Genomic DNA, 12626 nt, shown 5'->3' on the forward strand with positions numbered 1-12626 from the left:
CTCCGGCTAGTTGTCGTCGGTGTCCACGAGATGTTCGAAAGCGCGCAGGTTCTTCAGCGATTCCCCGCGCGACACCCGCCATTTCCATTCCCGGCGAATGGATTCCGCGAATCCGAGTTCGAGCAGGGTATTGAAGTCGGCGTCCACGGCCTCGAGGATCTGCCCGAACCAGCGGTCGAGTTCGTCGGGCGTGACGCGCTCGTTGGACATCCGGCCGACGAGATAGATATCGCCCACCCGGTCGATCGTGTAGGCCACGCCGTAGAGCCGGCGATTGCGGCGCAACAGGAATTTGTAGACGCCTTCGAAATTCTCGTCCGGCTTACGGCACACGAAGGATTCCATGCGAATGCCGTGCTTGCCGATGGAGACGCCGATGACGGTCTTGAGCTTGCGCTCGCCCGGCAGCACCACCACGAACAGGTTCGGGGCTTCCCGGCTGTATTCGATCTCGCGGTCGCGCAGCGTCTCGTCGATGAGTAGCGCTGTCGCGCGGGCGGTGTCGTCGTTGAGCTGACCGCTGCTCTCGTGCGGGCGGACGGCGACGCCGCCCTGGGCGCGCGCGGCGGTATCCGGGCGTTCGGTTTCGCTCATCGGCGTACTGCTCCCATCCGGCGGCGCCACAGCGACTGCGATCGGGCGTGATTGCTGTCGGTGTGCAGGCTACCGGCGCGCGGGCGCGGGACACGCGTCTGGGCCATGGCGGCGGAGTAACTGTCGAGCAGGCCCTCGGCGGTGTGCGCCCAGGAGAAGTTGGCGGCGTGATCGACGGCGGCCGCGCCCATGACCTCCAGCCGGACCGGATCGGACAGCAGCGAGCGCAGCGCATCAGCCCAGTCCGGGGTGCGATGGCCGGGCACCAGCAGGCCCGAAACCCCGTCGCGGACAGCCGTTCCCAGGCCGCCCACATCGGCGGCCAGCACCGGCGTCCCGCTGGCCTGCGCCTCGATGGCGACCAGGCCGAACGATTCGTTGTAGCTCGGCACGGCGACCAGGTCGGCGGCGCGATAGACCTGCACCAGGCGGTGCGGCGGCTGCGGCGGCAGGAAGGTGACGCGATCGGAAATGCCCAGGGCCGCAGCCAATTCGATCAGCGCGTCGGGGCGTTCCAGACCGGTGCCGGAGGGTCCGCCGACGATCACCACGCGCAGCGGCCGGGCCGGCGGATACGGCAGCGCGGCCTCGTCCGCCAGCATCTGCGCGGCGGCGCGGATCAGCACGTCGGGGGCCTTCAGCGGCTGGATGCGGCCGACGAAGGCGACGATCCGCTCATCGGCGCGCAGCCCGAACTCGGCGCGCGCCGCGGCCTTGTCGCCCGGGTGGTAGCGGGTCAGGTCCGCACCCGGCAGCACCACGTCGATGCGGTCCGGGTCGGCCCCGTAGAGCTCGACGAGCTGGCGGGCTTCCTCGGCGGTATTGGCCACCAGGCGGTCGGATTCGGCGACGATCTGCTTCTCGCCGATCTCGCGCGCGGCCGGTTCCGGGGTGTCGCCCTCGGCCAGGTAGGCGTTCTTGACCGCGGCGAGCGTGTGCGCGGTGTGCACCATGGGCACCCGCCAGCGGTCGCGCGCCAGCCATCCCACCTGGCCGGACAGCCAGTAGTGGGAGTGGATCAGGTCGTAGTGGCCGGGCAGGTTGCGGGCCTCGGTGCGCAGCACCTCCGCCGCGAACGGGCACAACTGCGTGGGCAGATCGTGCTTGTCCAGACCTTCGAACGGCCCGGCCACCACGTGGCGCACCAGGACTCCGGGCGCCGCCTCGACGACGGGTTCGTCATTGGAGGAGGTGGCGCGGGTGAAGATTTCGACCTGGGTGCCGCGGCGGGCCAGTTCGACGGCGGTCTGCAGCACATAGACGTTCATGCCGCCCGCGTCGCCGGTTCCCGGTTGGGCGAGAGGTGAGGTGTGCACCGATAGCACGGCAATCCGATTCGGCCGTAGGTCGGGGCGTTGACTCACCTCTCCAGTGTGCACGCAACCCGTTATCCGGCCTACGTGGGTTACCCGACCAAGTGAGCTGAGTCACAAGGAATCTCGCCGCGATACGGGTCAGGCCAGGGCGTTCACGAATGCGGTGAGTTCGCTCACGAAGCGCTCGGGGTCCTCCACGAACAGGCCGTGCTGGGCATCGGCCCAGTACGAGGTGGTGGCGGTGGGCACGGTCTCGGCGATGTAGCGGCCGTTCTCGATCGGGACCACCGGGTCGGCGGTGCCGTGCAGGACGAGGACCGGGACGTCGAGGCCGCGCAGGGTTTCGGTGTTGTCGACGGTGCGATAGAACAGCGCCTTGCGGACCCGCGGGCGGGTGGCCAGGCTGCCGCCGAACAGGCGCTGGGCGTCCTCGCCCTTGTCGCGGCCGGGACCGGTATTGGCATTGCCGAAGGCGGCGAACCCGCGATTCGCCCGGCCGGCGCTCTCCTCGAACACATCGGGAATCGCCTTCTGCATGGCCGGGCCGGGCGTCGCGCCCGGCACACCGCGGCCGATGCCGGCCTGGGAGCCGGTGTACACGACGCCCGCGACCGCGCCGGTGCCGTAGGCGGTCAGGTAGTCGGTGAGCACGATGCCGCCGTAGGACCAGCCGAGCAGAACCGCGCCGGCGGTGATCGCTTCGGCGGCGAGCACGGCGGCCACGTCGGCGGCCCAGTTCTTCGGATCGTCGTAACCGGCTTCGGGGGCATCGGAGTAGCCGTGGCCGCGCAGGTCGAGCGCGATGACCCGGAACTCACGCGCCAGCTCGTCGGCGGCGCGTCCCCAGCAGCGCAGATTGCCGGACCAGCCGTGCAGCAACACCAGCGGCCGCGCGCCTTCCGGCCCGGTGACGCTGTAAACGATATTCGTGCCGTCCGCGCTAGCTACTTCCCTGATCGCCATGTGAGTGAGGCTAACCACCCGCGACGCCGATGCGGTATGCCGTGCCTAAGCTCAGGGCATGAGCACTCGTACCGCCGTTGTCACCGGAGCCAGCTCGGGCATCGGGGAAGCCACCGCCCGTGAACTCGCCAAGCAGGGCTATCACGTCTATGTGGGCGCGCGCCGGGTCGAGCGGCTGGAAGCGCTGGCGGCCGAGATCGGCGGGACGGCGCTGGCGCTGGACGTGACCGACGAGGAATCGGTGCGGGCCTTCACCGATGCGGTCGGGCAGTGCAACGTGCTGGTCAACAATGCCGGTGGCGCAAAGGGTTTGGCGACCGTGGCCGAGGCCGATCTGGACGATTGGCGCTGGATGTGGGAAACCAATGTGCTGGGCACGCTGCGCATGACGAAGGCATTGCTGCCCAAGCTGATCGAATCCGGCGACGGGCTCATCGTCACCATTACCTCGGTGGCGGCGTTCACGGCCTATGACAATGGTTCCGGTTACACCACCGCCAAGCACGCGCAGGCGGTATTGCACCGCACGCTGCGCGGTGAACTGCTCGGACAGCCGGTGCGTTTGACCGAAATCGCCCCGGGCGCGGTGGAAACCGAGTTTTCGCTGGTGCGTTTCGACGGCGATGCCGAGCGGGCCGCGAATGTGTACAAGGGCATCGATCCGCTGGTCGCGCAGGATATCGCCGAAATCGTGGGATTCGTGGCGTCGCGGCCGCCGCACGTCAATCTGGACACCATCGTGGTGAAGCCGCGGGATCAGGCCGAAGCGGGGCGTTTCGCGCGCCGCGGCTGAATCCGCAATTCGGCCATCCCGCAGGGAAATTGGGAGCGCCGCATTCACCTCGAATTTCGCGGTTTTCGCCGATGCGTACCGGTGACAACGGATAGCGTCCGGTTCGAAAGCACCGACGGCGCCCGCGTCTCCGGGTCGCCGGCGGTGACTCTCGGCGAGCTTCGGGTGTGATCAGTATGGCAATCATCATTTCGGCCGTAGCGGTGGAAACCGGCGGCGGCAGCTCCATCGACCAGGCCGTGGCCGCCACCAAGCGGGCCGTCGCGGCGGCGGGCGGTACGCCCGAAGCGGTGGACGCGCTCATCAATACCGGCGTGTACCGCGATGCGCACCTGGTGGAACCGGCCGTGTCCGCGCTGATTCAGCAGGCCGCCGGCATCGGCCTGGAATACCGCGGCGGGGCGACGCCGTGCCTGACGTTCGACCTGATGAACGGGGCCGTCGGGGTGCTCAATGCGATTCAGGTGAGCCAGGCGCTGCTGGCGGCGCCGACGGTCGCGCGGGTCGTCGTGGTGGCGGGCGACGCGCATCCGGAACCCGGTTTCCCGAGCAAGCCGGTCGGGGCCGCGCTGGTGCTCGAAAAGACGAGTGCGCCAATCGGATTCGGCGCCCTGCACATCAGCGCCACCGACGGCCGCCCCGCCGCGACCGGCTTCGTCCGACTAACCGAGCCGGGCAGCCCCGGCCGCGAATCCATTACCGTCGACCGCTCCGGCACCTCCACGGAGGAATTGCTGCATCACGCCGAGAGCGCCGCCACCGAAGCCCTCGAAGTAGCCGGCGCCGACCCCGCCCGGGTATTCCTGCTGTGCGGGCGGCCCACTCCCGAATTCCCCCGGCTGCTCGCCGCCCGCCTCGGGATCGCGCCCGACGCGATCGCCACGGACGACGACCGCTGCCTCGACGACCGGGCGGGAGCCGAGGCCGGCACCAGTTTCCCCCGCGACGCCCGCACCTCCGCGCTGCCCGTCGCCTACCTGGCGGCCCGCGACAGCGGTCGCCTCGAACGCTTCGCCGTGGCATTGTTCGTCGCGGCGGGCGCGGGACCAGCCGCCGCCGCCATCACCTATCGCCTGCCCGCGATCGGGTGAACAAGCCGGCGCCACGGCCGGGTATCGAAGGGAGCAGGACATGAGCAGGTTCTCGCCGGCCGAGCCAACCTGCGGCAAGACGCGCTACTCCCAGGCGAACAGGTCGGTTCGGACCGCGCCACGGCCCACCGCCGGCAGGTGAAGGCATGAGCAAGCTTTGGATCGTGGTACCCGCCTACAACGAGGAACACGGCATTACCGCGACGCTGGAAGCGCTGGCGGCACAGCGGGATCGCGATTTCACGGTGATCGTGGTGGACAACGAATCGACCGATCGGACCGCGAAGGTGGTGCGGGAGTTCGCGCTCCAGCATCCGGTGCCGCGGATCGAGGTCGTCACGGAATCGCGGAAAGGCACCGGGGCGGCGGCCGACACCGGTATGCGGCATGCGATCGCCGCCGGGGCGGTGCGGCTGGCGCGAACCGACGCCGACTGCCTGCCCGCGCCCGATTGGACCGAACGGATACACGCCGCCTTCGATTCCGGGCTGCGGCTGATCAGCGGGCAGTTGCTGCCGCGCACCGATGAGGGCGTGCGGTGGGTGGATCGGACGATCATCCGGGTGGCGCTGGAGCTGGCGTCCACGTTCGGGAAGTTCCGGCCGGGGAATCAGGATCCGCGTTATCTCGGTCCGTATGTGATGACGCCGGGGTGCAATATGGCGATCACGGCCGAATTGTACGAAGCCGCAGGCGGATTCCCGCGCACCGCGATCGAGGAGCTGCACGAGGATCGGGCGCTGGTGAACGCGGTGCGTATGCTCACCACCGACTACGGATTGCGGCGGGATGTGCGGGTGTACGGGTCGAATCGGCGAGTGCGGGCATGGGGGGTGCGGCGGACCTTGGAGTGGTACGCCGACCATCGATACAAGCCGGAAGTGGTCGATATCCGTTGAGCGACAAGGACTTCATCGAACTGCTGCGCGAGCGCGGGCGGGAACAGCCGCTGGCGGCGGCGCTCGGGACCGTCGGGCAGCCGCCGTTGACCTACGCGCAGCTCGCCGAGCGCATCGACGGGGTGGCGAATCGGCTGTACCGGAGCGGATTCCGGCCCGGCGACCGGATGCTGTTCTCCATCCGGCCGTGCCCGGACGCGGTGGTGCTCATCCTCGGGACCATCGCGGCGGGCGGCACCATCGTGTTCGTGGATCCCGGCGTCGGACCGGAACTGTTCGCGCGGCGCATCGAGCTGGCGCGCCCGGGCTGGGCGGCAACGGAATCGCTGCTGTACGCGCTCGGCGGGCCGTTGCAGGGCGCGGGGCGGCGGCTCGGCTTGTCGCTGCCCGAATTCGCGAAACTGCCGGTGCGCCATATCCACAGCGGTCCGCGCCTGCCCGGCACCCCAGCCGGTTCGCTGTCGGCCGCGCGGCTGCTCGAACCGAGCTTCGACGCGGCGGCGGAGTTCGCGCGCGGCGCGGCGAATCCGGAAGCGGAGGCGCTCATCGTCTTCACCTCCGGCACCACCGCCGCCCCGAAAGCCGTGGTGCACACCCGCGGTTCACTGGGCGCGGGGCTGGCGGCGGTGGCGGGGCGCAGTAGCGTCGCGCGGGGCGCGCATCTGCACACCGAGCAATTGATGATCGGCCTGCCCGCGCTCATGGCGGGCGCGCGCTGGTCCATGCCCCGTTATCCGCGCTTCGGCACGCATATCGATCCGCTGCGCTTCACCCGGCAGCTCGAACCGGCCACGCACGCGTTCTTCACCCCGGCGGATTTATCCACAGTTCTCACGGCTGTGGAATCCGGGCGCTTGCGCGCACCGGGACGCCTGCGCGAAATCTCGCTCGGCGGGGCGCCGGTCACCGCCAACCTCTTGCGGCGCGCCACCGCGGCCTTGCCGGGCTGCGAGTTCCTCGCCATCTACGGCATGACCGAAATCCTGCCCGTGGCGATCACTTCGGGGGCGGCGAAGCTCGGCTACACCGGATCGGGCGATCTGATCGGCGCACCGGTCGACGGCATCACCGCGCATGTCGCCGGGGACGGGGAACTCATCCTGTTCGGGCCGAACCTGTGCCGCGGCTATCTCGGCGAGCCGCCGCTGACCGAGATAGCCACCGGTGATTTCGCGCGCTTCGACGGCGACGAACTGGTGCTGCTGGGCCGCAAGAAGGACATGATGATCCGCGGCAAGACCAATATCTATCCGGGCCTGTACGAACCGGCCATCGGCGCGGTGGCCGGGGTGCGGCAGGCCGTCATGGTCGGGCTGCCGGATCAGGTCGGGGACGAGCGCATCGTGCTGGCCGTGGTGCCGGAGCCCGGGAGCGGCGATGTGGAAGCCCGGCTGCGCCGCGAATTGCCCGCGCTCATCGATATTTCCGCGCTGCCGGACGACATCGTGACGGTCGCGGAGATTCCGGTGAGCGGGCGCACCAGCAAACCCGATCGCGCCCTGCTGCGGGCGCTGCTGGCCGATCGAATGGCGCGGGCCGGACGCTAACGCGGTTCGAGCAGCTTGGCGATGGCGTGGTCGGCGAACGCCGCGGCCTGCGCGGCGGTCAAAACGCCTTCCGCATAACAGAATCCGAGGCGCAGCTCATCGTGTGCCGCGGTGACGGTGACGGTGAGCGCGCCGATGCCGGAGTTCGACGCGGCGAGCGCGACGCCCGAAAGCCGCACGGTCCCGGCCTGTTCCGGCATTTCGACCCGCCCCGGATCGATCACCGAGGTGTTCCAGGTGACGCGGCCGTCCACCGCCGCGACCAGCGCACTGTGCACGGTGACGCCCGCGCGATGGCAGTCCGCGGCCAGCGCGGCCAGCCGCTGCGCGTCCAGCACCCGGTACACGATCCGGGTCCGGCCGTGCGGTTTGGTGAACAGGCAGCGCCAGAAGCCGCGCGGCGGAATCCGGATCAGTTCGTTCGCGGGCGGGATGGGAGTGCGCGGCGTGCGCGGTGGCGCGCCGGCCGCGGCTTCGATCAGTTCGCGCAGGGCCGCCAGCGACGAACGACCATCGCCGATGATGCGCGACATGGTGAGGATGACGTCGTGAAACTCCCCCGCCGCCGCGTCCCGGCCGCCGACCACGGCAATGCGCGACAGGCCCGCCCGCACATCGAACGGCCGGGCCAGCTCGGCTTCGATCTCGCGCTGCCAGGCCTGCGGATCATCGGATGCGATGCGCCGCACCGGAATCACCGGTTCGGCCAGCGAGGCCAGCCACGGATCGTCGGCGGGGCCGCGCACGGCCGCCTGCAGCACGGGATATTCCGAGACCAGGGTGTCCGCGGCCGCTTCCAGCCGTTCCGGCGTGAGCACCCCGTGCACCCGCACCCGCGCAACGCAATTGGCGGGCGAGATCGCGTCGATCATCCAGAACCAGCGCTCGGCCCGGCTCAGCGGCCGCGCGAACCCGCGCCGCGCCCGCGTGAATCCCGTTGCAGCCGTTGCCGCTCCACTCGCCACCGGGCCTCCTCACCACCGAAGCCAGCTCCGGGAGAAACATAACCCGGAATCCGGCGGTCCGCTCGGCGGCGAGGCGCGCCCTTACGGCGCGGCGATCAGCGGGTGCCGCCCGGCGCCTGCGGCGGGACCGCGGTGGCGGAGACCACCGGCGACGGATCGCCCTGCAGCGCGGACATGCTCTTCCAGGTGTTCCAGTCGATGGTCCAGTCGTAGAGATCGCCGTCGGCGGCCGACAGGTTGATGCGGGTGCCGGTCACCTCCACCGGATCGCCGTAGAGCGCGGTCGGGAAGTAGGACTGCGCGTCGCCGTCGCTGAGGTTGATGCAGCCGTTGGTGACGTTCGTATTGCCCTGCGCCGCCGAGGACATCGGGTTGGCGTGAATGAACTCGCCGTTGTTGGAGATCCGCACCGCCCAGCGCTCGCGCACATTCGTGTAGTACGGCGGATTGGACATCATGAAGTCCTGGTACTTCTCGGTCACCACGTGCACGCCGGAGCGGGTCACATTGCGATCCTCGTTGCCCTCACCGTAGGAGACCGGGAAATCGAAGACGACCTGACCGTCCCGCACCACCTGCATGCGATGGCTCGGCGCGTTGGCCTTCACGATCTGCGAACGGCCGATGGTGAAATCGGAGGTGATGTCGGAGTCGCCGTACACGCCGTCGCCCAGATTCAGGCCGTACAGCTTGGCCGCCACCTGCACCTTGGTGCCGGGCTGCCAGTACTCCTTGGTCCGGTAGTGCGCGCGGGAGCCGCCGTTGTCGTCGGGCAGCCAGGCCCAGGAGCCCTCGTTGTTCGGGGTGGTGGTGACCGACAGCGCGCGTTCGACCGCGGCCTTGTCGCTCACGTGGCCCTTGAACTGCAGGATGATCGGCGCCGCGATGCCGACCTCCTGGCCGTCGCCGATATTGATGGTCGCCGTCGCCACGCTCTTCGGGGTGACCGTGCTGAACTTGGCGTCGATGGCGACCGGCTTGCCGTCGGTGCCGGTGGCGGTGCCGTTCCAGGTGTAGGTGACGCCGTAGCCGAGCGGCTCGGTCACGGTGAACTTGCTGTGGTCCGGGGTGAATTCACCGGCCACCTGCTTGCCATTGGGATTGGTGAGCGCCACCTGGTCGATGCGGCCGCCCGTCACGGAGACGCTGACCGCCGCCTTGGGGTCGACGTCGGCGGTTCCATTGCCGGGACTCACGGTGACCTTGGCGGCGGGTTCGGCTTCCTTGGCCGAACCACCCGACTTGTCGGAGGTGCACCCGGCTACCAGCGCGACCACGGCCAACAGCGCCGCCACTACGGCGGTCGACCGCCGAGACACTTGTCGATTGCTCACTTCCTCGACCTTACCCCGGCAAACCAGGTCCCCCGGTCTGCGCGGAAGTGGTCCAGGACACCAATTACAGGGGCACACCCACGGTCACGGGCTCGGGTTCCAGGGTGATCCCGAAGCGGTCGGCAACCCCCTGGCGAACGGTGCGGGCGAGGGCCGCGAGATCGGCGGCGGTGGCGCCGCCCCGATTGGTCAGGGCCAGGGTGTGTTTGGTGGACAGCCGGGCGGGGGCATTCGCGCCGGGGTAGCCCTTGGCGAAGCCGGCGCGCTCGATGAGCCAGCCGGCGGAGAACTTCACGCCGCCGTCGGCGGGCCAGGTGGGGACGGCCACATCGGGGCCGACATGTGTGGCGATCGCTTCCAGCACGGCCGGTACCCGGGAGTCGGGAACGATCGGATTGGTGAAGAAGGACCCCGCGGACCAGGTGTCGTGATCCTCGGAATCGAGCACCATGCCCTTGCTCGCGCGCAGGCGCAGCACCTCGGCGCGCACCGCGGCGGCGGGACGGGATTCCCCCTCCTGGGCGCCCAGGGCATTCGCCAGTTCGCGATAGCCGAGCGGTGCGCTGGAACCGTCCGCGCGCAGCGCGAATTCCACGGCCAGCACGACGGCGGCGGCACTGTGCTTGAGAACCGAAGTGCGGTAACCGAATCCGAGCTCCTCCGGCTCGACCCAGCGGGTCTCCCCCGTCGCCCGGTCCAGCAAACGCACGCGGCGCAGCAAACTCGCCACCTCCACGCCGTACGCGCCCACGTTCTGCACCGGCGTGGCCCCCGCGGAACCCGGAATACCGGACAGGCATTCGAGGCCGCCGAAACCGGCGGCCACCGTCTCGGCCACCACCGCGTCCCAGTTCGCGCCCGCCTCCGCGACCACGAACACCTCGTCCTCGTCCTCCTCGGAGCCGCCCGCGGTGACGATGCCGACGCCCTCGGTGGCGATCCGCACCACGACGCCGTCGAAACCGGTGTCGGCGATGAGCAGATTCGAGCCACCGGCGATGAGCAGCAGCGGAATTCCGGCCGCGTCCAGTGCGCGAACCGTCTCGACCAGCGCCTCGGTGGTCTCGCAATCGGCCACCACGGCGGGACCGCCGACCCGCAGCGTGGTCAGTTCCGCCAGCGGCACCGACTCGCGCAGCCGCGCCCCGGTCGCCGCCAGCAGGTCTCGCAGTTCGTCGAACGCCACCACCCGAGAAGTACGCACGACCACAGACGGTAGCCTGTCCCACCATGGCGACACCTCTGGCCTTCACCGCGCACTCGACCCATCCCATGGCCGCGGTGCGTGCGGCGTTCGCCGACGAGCAGTACTGGAAAGACCGCATCGAAGCGGTCGGCGGCCCGGGCGCGCGCATCGACAACATCTCCATCAGCGGCGACAACGTGCGGGTGGAAATGGTGCAGGCCATCTCGCCCGACGATCTGCCCGCGCAGATCACCGCGATCAAGCCCGAGGGCCTGATCATTCCGCGCATCGAGACCTGGCACGGCAACGGCGGCACCGTCGAGGCGCATGTGGACGGCGCGCCCGCGAACGTGAACGGCACGCTGACCGTCACCGACGACGGCACCGGCTCCACCTTCGTGGTGGACGCGTCCATCGACGTGAAGATCCCGCTCTTCGGCAAGAAGATCGAGGCCGCCATCCAGCAGCACCTGACCGAACTGCTGGAGCGAGAAGCCGAGTTCACCGACAATTGGCTGAGTTCGCACTGACGGGGGCTTCCCGGCAGTAACCTGAGCGATCGTGCCTCGCCGACTCGACTACTCCGCACGCTATCCGCTGCACACCACGCAAGAGGTGTACGCGGCGTTGATGAACCGCGACCACTGGGACGCGCGCATCGAGGAAATGCGGAAACACTCGCCCAACGACATCGTCAGCCTGACCGCTGGCGAGCACGGCATCGAGATCGAGACGCGGCATGTGCTGCCGCGCGAGAAGCTGCCGGAGATGGCGCAATTGGTCATGCACAAGGACATGGTGATCACCCGCCGGGAGAGCTACGGCCCCTTCGGACCCGAGGTGACCGGCGAATACACCGCCGAGATCCCCGGCGGGCCCGGCACCCTGGGCGGCACCATGCGCCTGTTCCCCACCGAGACCGGGTGCACCCTGCGCACCTCTTCCAAGGCCACGGTGACCATTCCGTTCTTCGGGCGCAAGCTCGAACAGGTCATGCTGGTGAACCTGATCGACCTGTTCCGCGCCGAAGCCGAGGTGACGAAGCTCTGGCTGGATCAGCAGCATCCCGTCGGCTGAACAAGCCGATCGGGACGATCACCCGCGGTACCACCGGGATCAACCGCCTGCGGCGCGGGGACCGGTGGATGATGCACGACCCCTTGGTAACTCAGCGCTTGCTGAACGCCGCCGATCCACTCGTGGTCGACCTCGGCTACGGCGCCAGCCCCGTCACCACCCTGGAAATGGCGGGGCGACTGCGCACCGTCCGCCCGGACCTGCGCGTGGTGGGCCTGGAGATCGACCCCGACCGCGTGGTGCCCGGCCGCGACGGCGTCGAATTCGCCCGCGGCGGTTTCGAACTGGCGGGCCTCCGGCCGACCTTGGTGCGCGCCTTCAACGTCCTGCGCCAATACCCGGAATCCGCCGTCCCGGACGCCTGGTCCACCATCCTCTCCGGCCTCGCCCCCGACGGCCTGCTCCTCGATGGCACCTGCGACGAACTCGGCCGCCGCTGCGCCTGGGTTCTGCTCGACCGCAGCGGACCGCTCTCTCTGACCCTCGCCTGGGATCCCTTCACCGTCGAAACTCCCTCGGATATCGCCGAGCGACTACCGAAAGCCCTGATCCACCGCAATATCCCCGGTGAACCCGTCCACGCCCTGCTGACCGCCGCCGACCGCGCCTGGTCCCACGCCGCGCCCCTCGCCCCTTACGGCCCGCGCGTGCGCTGGCGGCATGCCGCGAACCTCTTGCGCGAGCAGGGTTTCCCGCTCCGTCCGCAGCGCCGACGCCTGCGCGACAACCAGCTGACGGTGCCGTGGGCGGCCGTCGCTCCCCTTGCCTCCTGACCGACTTGCCGCGCGGCCGGGATGGATCGAGTTACGCTGTCACGCAACGGTCCCCGAACCCCAGCCCCTCCGTGGGGCGTTTCGGCCG

At 69.5% G+C, this 12626-nt stretch carries 13 protein-coding genes; 7 read left to right on the forward strand and 6 right to left on the reverse strand.

The genetic code is table 11. The features are described from left to right. Nucleotides 1–6: 6 nt before the first annotated feature. From NY1_RS22470 to NY1_RS22480, 3 genes are all read right to left on the reverse strand, one after another. Nucleotides 7–594, reverse strand: coding sequence for a type III secretion system chaperone family protein (locus NY1_RS22470; RefSeq protein ID WP_084535222.1), 588 nt, complete (start codon nucleotides 592–594; stop codon nucleotides 7–9). Next, nucleotides 591–1958: a D-inositol-3-phosphate glycosyltransferase gene (gene mshA, locus NY1_RS22475; protein WP_067716695.1), complete on the reverse strand. Its 1368-nt coding sequence runs from the start codon at nucleotides 1956–1958 to the stop codon at nucleotides 591–593. Before mshA ends, NY1_RS22470 begins: the two co-directional genes overlap by 4 nt. A 90-nt stretch (nucleotides 1959–2048) precedes the next feature. Continuing rightward, nucleotides 2049–2873 carry an alpha/beta fold hydrolase gene (locus NY1_RS22480; protein WP_067716698.1) on the reverse strand — a complete coding sequence of 275 codons (825 nt, stop codon included), beginning with the start codon at nucleotides 2871–2873 and terminating at the stop codon, nucleotides 2049–2051. Between the two features lie 58 nt (nucleotides 2874–2931). Here NY1_RS22480 and NY1_RS22485 point away from each other — a divergent pair, with 58 nt between their 5' ends. The 4 genes from NY1_RS22485 (at nucleotide 2932) to NY1_RS22500 (ending at nucleotide 7203) form a co-directional block, all read left to right on the forward strand. Continuing rightward, entirely contained in the window at nucleotides 2932–3666 is a 735-nt protein-coding gene (locus tag NY1_RS22485) for an SDR family NAD(P)-dependent oxidoreductase (protein ID WP_067716702.1), read from the forward strand. Between the two features lie 176 nt (nucleotides 3667–3842). Further along, on the forward strand, nucleotides 3843–4757 hold the full coding sequence (locus NY1_RS22490; protein WP_067717006.1) for a beta-ketoacyl-[acyl-carrier-protein] synthase family protein: 915 nt from the start codon (nucleotides 3843–3845) through the stop codon (nucleotides 4755–4757). Nucleotides 4758–4903: 146 nt separating this feature from the next. Beyond that, the gene (locus NY1_RS22495; protein ID WP_067716705.1) at nucleotides 4904–5656 is read left to right on the forward strand and encodes a glycosyltransferase family 2 protein; all 753 of its coding nucleotides are present in this window, start codon (nucleotides 4904–4906) and stop codon (nucleotides 5654–5656) included. Beyond that, the gene (locus NY1_RS22500; protein ID WP_067716708.1) at nucleotides 5653–7203 is read left to right on the forward strand and encodes a class I adenylate-forming enzyme family protein; all 1551 of its coding nucleotides are present in this window, start codon (nucleotides 5653–5655) and stop codon (nucleotides 7201–7203) included. Before NY1_RS22495 ends, NY1_RS22500 begins: the two co-directional genes overlap by 4 nt. Here NY1_RS22500 and NY1_RS22505 read toward each other — a convergent pair. The 3 genes from NY1_RS22505 to NY1_RS22515 all read right to left on the reverse strand — a co-directional run bounded on the left by NY1_RS22505 (nucleotide 7200) and on the right by NY1_RS22515 (nucleotide 10640). Then, the gene (locus NY1_RS22505) at nucleotides 7200–8168 is read right to left on the reverse strand and encodes a hypothetical protein (protein WP_157762429.1); all 969 of its coding nucleotides are present in this window, start codon (nucleotides 8166–8168) and stop codon (nucleotides 7200–7202) included. The two genes, NY1_RS22500 and NY1_RS22505, sit on opposite strands and share 4 nt — an antisense overlap. Before the next feature lie 95 nt (nucleotides 8169–8263). After that, nucleotides 8264–9502 carry a L,D-transpeptidase gene (locus NY1_RS22510; protein WP_067716713.1) on the reverse strand — a complete coding sequence of 413 codons (1239 nt, stop codon included), beginning with the start codon at nucleotides 9500–9502 and terminating at the stop codon, nucleotides 8264–8266. A 64-nt stretch (nucleotides 9503–9566) separates the two neighbouring features. Continuing rightward, nucleotides 9567–10640 carry a UDP-N-acetylmuramate dehydrogenase gene (locus tag NY1_RS22515; protein ID WP_067717009.1) on the reverse strand — a complete coding sequence of 358 codons (1074 nt, stop codon included), beginning with the start codon at nucleotides 10638–10640 and terminating at the stop codon, nucleotides 9567–9569. Between the two features lie 92 nt (nucleotides 10641–10732). Here NY1_RS22515 and NY1_RS22520 point away from each other — a divergent pair, with 92 nt between their 5' ends. The 3 genes from NY1_RS22520 to NY1_RS22530 all read left to right on the forward strand — a co-directional run bounded on the left by NY1_RS22520 (nucleotide 10733) and on the right by NY1_RS22530 (nucleotide 12538). Further along, a complete protein-coding gene (locus tag NY1_RS22520) occupies nucleotides 10733–11218 on the forward strand; it encodes a DUF2505 domain-containing protein (protein WP_067716715.1) in 486 nt (161 codons plus the stop codon). Nucleotides 11219–11249: 31 nt separating this feature from the next. Continuing rightward, nucleotides 11250–11765 carry a DUF2505 domain-containing protein gene (locus NY1_RS22525; RefSeq protein WP_067716717.1) on the forward strand — a complete coding sequence of 172 codons (516 nt, stop codon included), beginning with the start codon at nucleotides 11250–11252 and terminating at the stop codon, nucleotides 11763–11765. Nucleotides 11766–11833: 68 nt separating this feature from the next. Continuing rightward, nucleotides 11834–12538 (forward strand): class I SAM-dependent methyltransferase, encoded by a 705-nt coding sequence (locus NY1_RS22530; protein ID WP_233434433.1) that lies wholly within the window; start codon nucleotides 11834–11836, stop codon nucleotides 12536–12538. The last annotated feature ends 88 nt before the right edge of the window (nucleotides 12539–12626 follow it).

The organism is Nocardia yamanashiensis NBRC 100130, assembly GCF_001613325.1.
In the GTDB taxonomy this organism is placed as follows: Bacteria; Actinomycetota; Actinomycetes; order Mycobacteriales; family Mycobacteriaceae; genus Nocardia; species Nocardia yamanashiensis.

Excerpts from the sequence above, each read along its gene's own strand:
- NY1_RS22470 (WP_084535222.1), bottom strand. The coding sequence starts at position 594 with ATGAGCGAAACCGAACGCCCGGATACCGCCGCGCGCGCCCAGGGCGGC.
- NY1_RS22480 (WP_067716698.1), bottom strand. The coding sequence starts at position 2,873 with ATGGCGATCAGGGAAGTAGCTAGCGCGGACGGCACGAATATCGTTTAC.
- NY1_RS22485 (WP_067716702.1), top strand. The coding sequence starts at position 2,932 with ATGAGCACTCGTACCGCCGTTGTCACCGGAGCCAGCTCGGGCATCGGG.
- NY1_RS22490 (WP_067717006.1), top strand. The coding sequence starts at position 3,843 with ATGGCAATCATCATTTCGGCCGTAGCGGTGGAAACCGGCGGCGGCAGC.
- NY1_RS22495 (WP_067716705.1), top strand. The coding sequence starts at position 4,904 with ATGAGCAAGCTTTGGATCGTGGTACCCGCCTACAACGAGGAACACGGC.
- NY1_RS22520 (WP_067716715.1), top strand. The coding sequence starts at position 10,733 with ATGGCGACACCTCTGGCCTTCACCGCGCACTCGACCCATCCCATGGCC.
- NY1_RS22530 (WP_233434433.1), top strand. The coding sequence starts at position 11,834 with ATGATGCACGACCCCTTGGTAACTCAGCGCTTGCTGAACGCCGCCGAT.